Source organism: Mesotoga infera (assembly GCA_011045915.1).
Taxonomy (GTDB): Bacteria; Thermotogota; Thermotogae; order Petrotogales; family Kosmotogaceae; genus Mesotoga; species Mesotoga infera_D.
This window is the reverse complement of the sequence record DSBT01000055.1, coordinates 1-5,062: the sequence shown is the minus strand read 5'-3', so window position 1 is coordinate 5,062 and position 5,062 is coordinate 1. Positions and strand designations below refer to the sequence as shown.

The following is a 5,062-nucleotide window of genomic DNA, read 5'->3' as shown; positions in this document are numbered from 1 at the left end:
CCTTTGCTCTTACTCCACCCGATCTTCATAACCCGGTTCTTATAACCCGCTCTTAGCAACCCGAATTTCTTAACCCGCCCCTATCAACCCGCTCTCTCTGCTATTCTCGAAGGACGGTCTTACAGCGTTCGTCGCGCAGCGTTATCTTGTAAGCGACTCTTCTCGACCGCGAAGCGGAGCTGGCCTTTGCGAAGCAAAGACTGGCCGCCGGAGTCGACTGGCCACGCGAAGCGTGACTGGCTTCAAATTTCTCGTCTTCTCGAAAACATTCCCTCTAGTCAAAATGGATAGAAGCCAAGATCAATTGCGTTTTTCTCGTATATCTTCTCCATAAGGGTTCTGACAAGAGAAACATGTCCTTTTTCCCAGTTCATTAACTTTACCATGAGTTTCTTCGCACTCATGTCTTCCACCTTTTCGGAGGCATTTTCATAGTAGTCAACAAAATCCCTCTCAATGAGGTAGGCCATTCTCAGAATCGAAAGATCGGCAAGATCGCTGCTGTAAGAGTTGTTTGAAAGCGCCTGCGATTCCAGTCTCTCTACGAATATCTCCTCCGCTTCTCCCTGAAGGGCAGAATCTACCTTTTTGTTGTCTTCAAGAGCTTCGATCATACCCTCGATGAACTTCACATGAGAGGCTTCCATATCCATAAGATATCCGAAGGTCTTTTTGGCAACGGATTGATTGACCCTCTGCATATTGTTTCTGTAGAACTCCTGACCGGATTTTTCGAAACTGAGTGCTATCTCCAAAATGCTCTTGAGATCGCTCATAACTTCACCTCTCTACTTAGGTACTCGTCGATACCAACTGCCGCCTTGTGACCGTCGGCAACTCCATGGATGATATCCGGACCATTCACGATATCTCCTCCCGCAAAGAGCCATGGAAGATCTGTCTGGCCCTTCTCGTTCACGAGTATTCTTCCCCGTATGAACTGTACCTTCTCCCTAATCGATTCCGGAAGATAGCCGTAGTCCGGCGCCTGCCCAATTGCCTCGACAATCATTCTTCCTTCGATCATGCTTTCGTCGCTTTCATCGAATCTTGGGTTGAATCTTCCGTCATTGTCAAAGACTGCTGTACAGGCAATGGTAGATAATCCGTGGACTTTGCCGTCCTTGAGACTGACTTCCTTCGGTCCCCGACTGGGAAAGTATTTGATTCCCTCTTCTCTTCCTTCCACTATCTCTTCAAGGTCGGCAGGCATCTCATCCGAGGATTCGAGACATGTTACTTTGACGTCCACCGGCATTCCTTCCATTTTCTGAAGGCGGGCAACGCTACGAGCCACGTCCATTGCAACATTGCCTCCACCTATCACAATGAGGCTTTCAGGCACCTCCGGTTTCTTGCTTGAATCCCCTCTGAGATAATCACGAACAGACTCGAGAAGAGGCATGGCCATCAAGACCCCTTCGCTGTCAGCACCTTTGACTCCTGTACTTCTTCCCTTCATGAAACCCGTTCCGAGAAAAACCGCATCGAACTTTTCATGAAGGTGTTCAATTGTGATATCCCTGCCAACAGTCTTGCCGTATTCGATCTTCACACCCAAGGCTTCTATTATCTTTATGTCTGCATCCAGTGCTTCATCCGGGAGGCGATAGCGTGGGATGCCATATCTCATGACACCGCCCGCATGCTCTTTGCTTTCATAGATTGTGACAGAGTGACCCATTAGCGAAAGGTAGTACGCAGCTGACAGACCGGCCGGACCACCGCCTACTATCGCAACTCTGCCGCTTCCCTTCTTGACTATCTCTTGTTCTTTCGCATATTTAATAACGTCTTCAGTCTCTTCCTGATCCATGAGATATCTCTTCAGCCATCTAATGGCAACGGGCTCTCCTCTGTTCCCTATTGAACAGACGGTCTCACATTTGTGGGTACAGACGCGCCCACAAACCGATGGCAAAGGATTGGTCCTGTACATCCATTCGACGCCCTCCTTTGTATCGTTCTTGAAGATACTCTCTATGTATCTCGGAATATCCATTTTTGCAGGGCAGGCATCTATACAGAGTTCGCAGTCCACACATCTTGCCGCCTCCGCAATGGCCTGCTCTCTCGAAAACCCCTTGACAAATTCTATAAAGGACTGAACTCGCTCCTCACCCGGGAGTTCTTCCATTTCAACCCTTTCCAGATCGAGCAGCTCCGAGTTTTCATCACGTGAATAGCCTATAGGTTGAGTATCATGATGGATGCCAGTTTCATCCGGTAGGAAGAAGAAACTATCAGGGTCTTCGGATATATGAATATACTCCCTGGTCATGTTAAGTGAACCTGTAGTGCATATGTCGACACACATTCCGCAGAACGAGCATCTCCCATAGTCTATTGCCGGTCGCTGTGCCTTCTTCCCAATATCCACTGTAATATCTACAGGCACCATCTTGATGGCTTCGGTGGGACATATTTTTGCGCAAGTACCACATCCCGAGCATTTATCCCAATCGTTGACGTGGAACCCTCTGTATCTTTCGGCTGCCTCGCGATAAACCTGTGGAACTCTAATAGTGACCGGCTTGGTGAACAGTCTCTTCCAGGCTACAGTAGGGCCCCAGAAAGTCTTTTTGAAACCATCATATACGCTCACTTTACCAGCCTCCTATCTGTCGATCTCTGGCGGGCAGAAATCCATTGTGGTTAGCCAGAGAGCAACATCTTCTATTCTTGTTCCTGCAAGTAGTTTCTCCACACCATACAAACCCTGAGGAAAGGAAGCCCCTCTGACGTTTATCCTGTAAGGTTTCTCTCCTCCATCAGAGACAACGAAGTATCCGTACTCGCCTCTGGATGACTCTATGTGAGTGTAGACGGTCCCCTCTGGCACCCTCCATCTGAGCGCGCTGCCAGATGAGATCTTTGCGTTTACAGGCCCCTCCGGCATTTTCTCAATTACCTGCCTCAGTATCCTTATACTCTGCTTCATCTCATAATATTTCAAGGTAAATCTGGCAAAGGCATCACCTTCAGTTGCTGTAGGAACGTCGAAAACCACGCTGTCATATTTTGCATACGGATCGCTCTTTCTTATGTCGTAAGGCAAACCAGTCGCTCTCAGTCCAACTCCGGTTACACCTATTTCAAGCGCTTCTTCTCTTGTTAGAAGCGCGAGACCCTCTGTCCTCGTTCTGATTATCCTGTTTTTCAGAAGCAGATTCTCAAATTCATCGCTCCTGCTTTCTATGTAATCCAGAAATTCAACTATCTCAGACTCGATTCCCTCGGGCAGATCCTTTCTTACACCTCCAGGAACGATATACATGTGATAGATCCTTGCGCCGGTAATCTTCTCGAAGATATCTAGAATCCTGTCCCTGTCGGCAAGAGTCCAGTGTGAGATTGTGTAGAGACCGGTAGATCCTCCGACTCCACCCAAAGCCATCAGATGGGAAGCGATTCTCGCCAGCTCTAGAATTATCATTCTTATCCATTGAGCTCTTTCTGGCACCTCCGTCCCGCTTAGCACCTCGACTGCCATCGCGTAAACCGCTTCGTTGATATCCGGTTCGGGCACGCAGATTCTGGGGATCAAGGCAAGATTTTGCATCCAGCCCCTTCTCTCCATTAGTTTCTCGAAGCCCCTGTGAAGGAAGCCGGGGACGAGTCTCGCCCTGACGACAGTGTCACCTTCCACGTAAAGGTGGACGCTTGAATTGCCGTGCATCCCGGGGTGGTTGGGTCCCAAGAACAACTTGACTTCCTTACTCATTCTCACCGCCCCCTTCGACCAGGAACTCGGATCCGTAATGCCTGTCCGGGAAGTGCTCGTTCGAGTATTTCTGCGGATCGAAGTCCTTTCTCATCGGAGGGATTTCCTTCCAGTTTTCGAGTATGAGTGGTTTAAGGTCGGGGTTACCATCGAAAACTATACCGAAGAACTCGTGAACGTCCCTTTCATAAAACCTTGCCGTAGGCCAAAGGTGCATCACGGTTGTGATAACGGGCGCATCTCTACTCACCGAACTCTTCACCAATAGAGCCTCTCCAGTCTCCCATCTAAAAAGGGTGTAGAACACCTCGAAAACTCCGTCTTCTATCCTGTCGACGCCTGTTATGAGTGATAGATGAGAGAAGCCCTTTCTCTTCAAGATCTCGAGAATCGCGTTCAGTCTTGAAGTCTCAACGAATATGATAGACTCACGGGCGGTTACTTCCTTAACCGAAAATTCTCCGGAAATTGCCATCACTTCTTTGAGTATCTCATTCATGGAATTCATCGTGTACATACACCTCCCCGAGAGCCTCTATCTGATTCCTCTTGAACCAATCGTTCTTCTCCTGATACTCTTTCCAGCCGTTGGCTTCTCCTTTGTCAATCTTGCTCATTAGCGCGGTGAAACCGCTTACTATTGCCTCCGGACGGGGCATACAACCGGCCAGATAAAGATCCACAGGCACATAGAGATCCAGTTTGTTGATCGTTGCGTATGAGTCATAATATATCCCTCCATTCAGTGTGCATGAGCCGAAGCCGACAATATACTTTGGCGACTGCATCTGTTCGTACGAGTAAATGACTCTCCTGAGAGTCTTCGTACTTAAGTATCCTGTGATCAGAAGAATGTCGGCTTGCCTGGGAGTTGCCATGGGCCCAATCCCGAGACGCTCCATATCGAAGCGCGAAGTCATCGTTGGAGGCAGCTCTATAGCCCCGCATCCGGTACAGTAGTAAAGCATCCACAGTGAACGCGATCTGAGCATATTTGCCACTCTTTCCCATGCCTTGTGTTCATTACTCATTTCATCGCCTCCCCATCACAAAGACCACTATGATTACCTGTACGAAGGAGAGAATGAGAGGCCATTTCCAGTAGAATTTGATCGCCTGCTCGACCCTGAATCTTGGAATAGTTGCGGAGATGATTACTATTGAGAAGTACACTATAAGGAACTTCAAGAGGAATTCCCATAAGGTCCTGCCGCCTCCGAGGAAGAGGTTGACAAACAGTCCGATCTCAATGAATGTCGCGAACGCGTGCTGAATCATTAGCATGCCGAGATACTTGCCGCTGTACTCCACAAGTGGACCGGAAGCTATCTCTGCCGG

At 48.6% G+C, this 5,062-nt stretch carries 6 protein-coding genes; all 6 read right to left on the bottom strand.

Translation table 11 applies throughout. From position 1 onward, the window contains the following. Positions 1 to 278: 278 nt before the first annotated feature. Positions 279 to 776, bottom strand: coding sequence for a Rubrerythrin (locus tag ENN47_01760; protein ID HDP76913.1), 498 nt, complete (start codon positions 774 to 776; stop codon positions 279 to 281). After that, a complete protein-coding gene (locus ENN47_01755; GenBank protein HDP76912.1) occupies positions 773 to 2,605 on the bottom strand; it encodes an FAD-dependent oxidoreductase in 1,833 nt (610 codons plus the stop codon). The genes ENN47_01760 and ENN47_01755 overlap by 4 nt, the downstream gene beginning before the upstream one ends. Before the next feature lie 12 nt (positions 2,606 to 2,617). After that, on the bottom strand, positions 2,618 to 3,724 hold the full coding sequence (locus ENN47_01750; GenBank protein ID HDP76911.1) for an NADH-quinone oxidoreductase subunit D: 1,107 nt from the start codon (positions 3,722 to 3,724) through the stop codon (positions 2,618 to 2,620). Continuing rightward, on the bottom strand, positions 3,717 to 4,232 hold the full coding sequence (locus ENN47_01745; GenBank protein HDP76910.1) for an NADH-quinone oxidoreductase subunit C: 516 nt from the start codon (positions 4,230 to 4,232) through the stop codon (positions 3,717 to 3,719). Before ENN47_01745 ends, ENN47_01750 begins: the two co-directional genes overlap by 8 nt. Beyond that, positions 4,216 to 4,755, bottom strand: coding sequence for an NADH-quinone oxidoreductase subunit NuoB (gene nuoB, locus ENN47_01740; protein HDP76909.1), 540 nt, complete (start codon positions 4,753 to 4,755; stop codon positions 4,216 to 4,218). The genes ENN47_01745 and nuoB overlap by 17 nt, the downstream gene beginning before the upstream one ends. A gap of 1 nt (position 4,756) precedes the next feature. Further along, a partial coding sequence (locus ENN47_01735) for a proton-conducting membrane transporter (protein ID HDP76908.1) occupies positions 4,757 to 5,062 on the bottom strand: 306 nt, incomplete at its 5' end.

Bases quoted from the DNA above. Each gene is read 5' to 3' on its own strand.
- ENN47_01760 (HDP76913.1), bottom strand. From the start codon at position 776: ATGAGCGATCTCAAGAGCATTTTGGAGATAGCACTCAGTTTCGAAAAA.
- ENN47_01750 (HDP76911.1), bottom strand. From the start codon at position 3,724: ATGAGTAAGGAAGTCAAGTTGTTCTTGGGACCCAACCACCCCGGGATG.
- ENN47_01745 (HDP76910.1), bottom strand. From the start codon at position 4,232: ATGAATTCCATGAATGAGATACTCAAAGAAGTGATGGCAATTTCCGGA.
- nuoB (HDP76909.1), bottom strand. From the start codon at position 4,755: ATGAGTAATGAACACAAGGCATGGGAAAGAGTGGCAAATATGCTCAGA.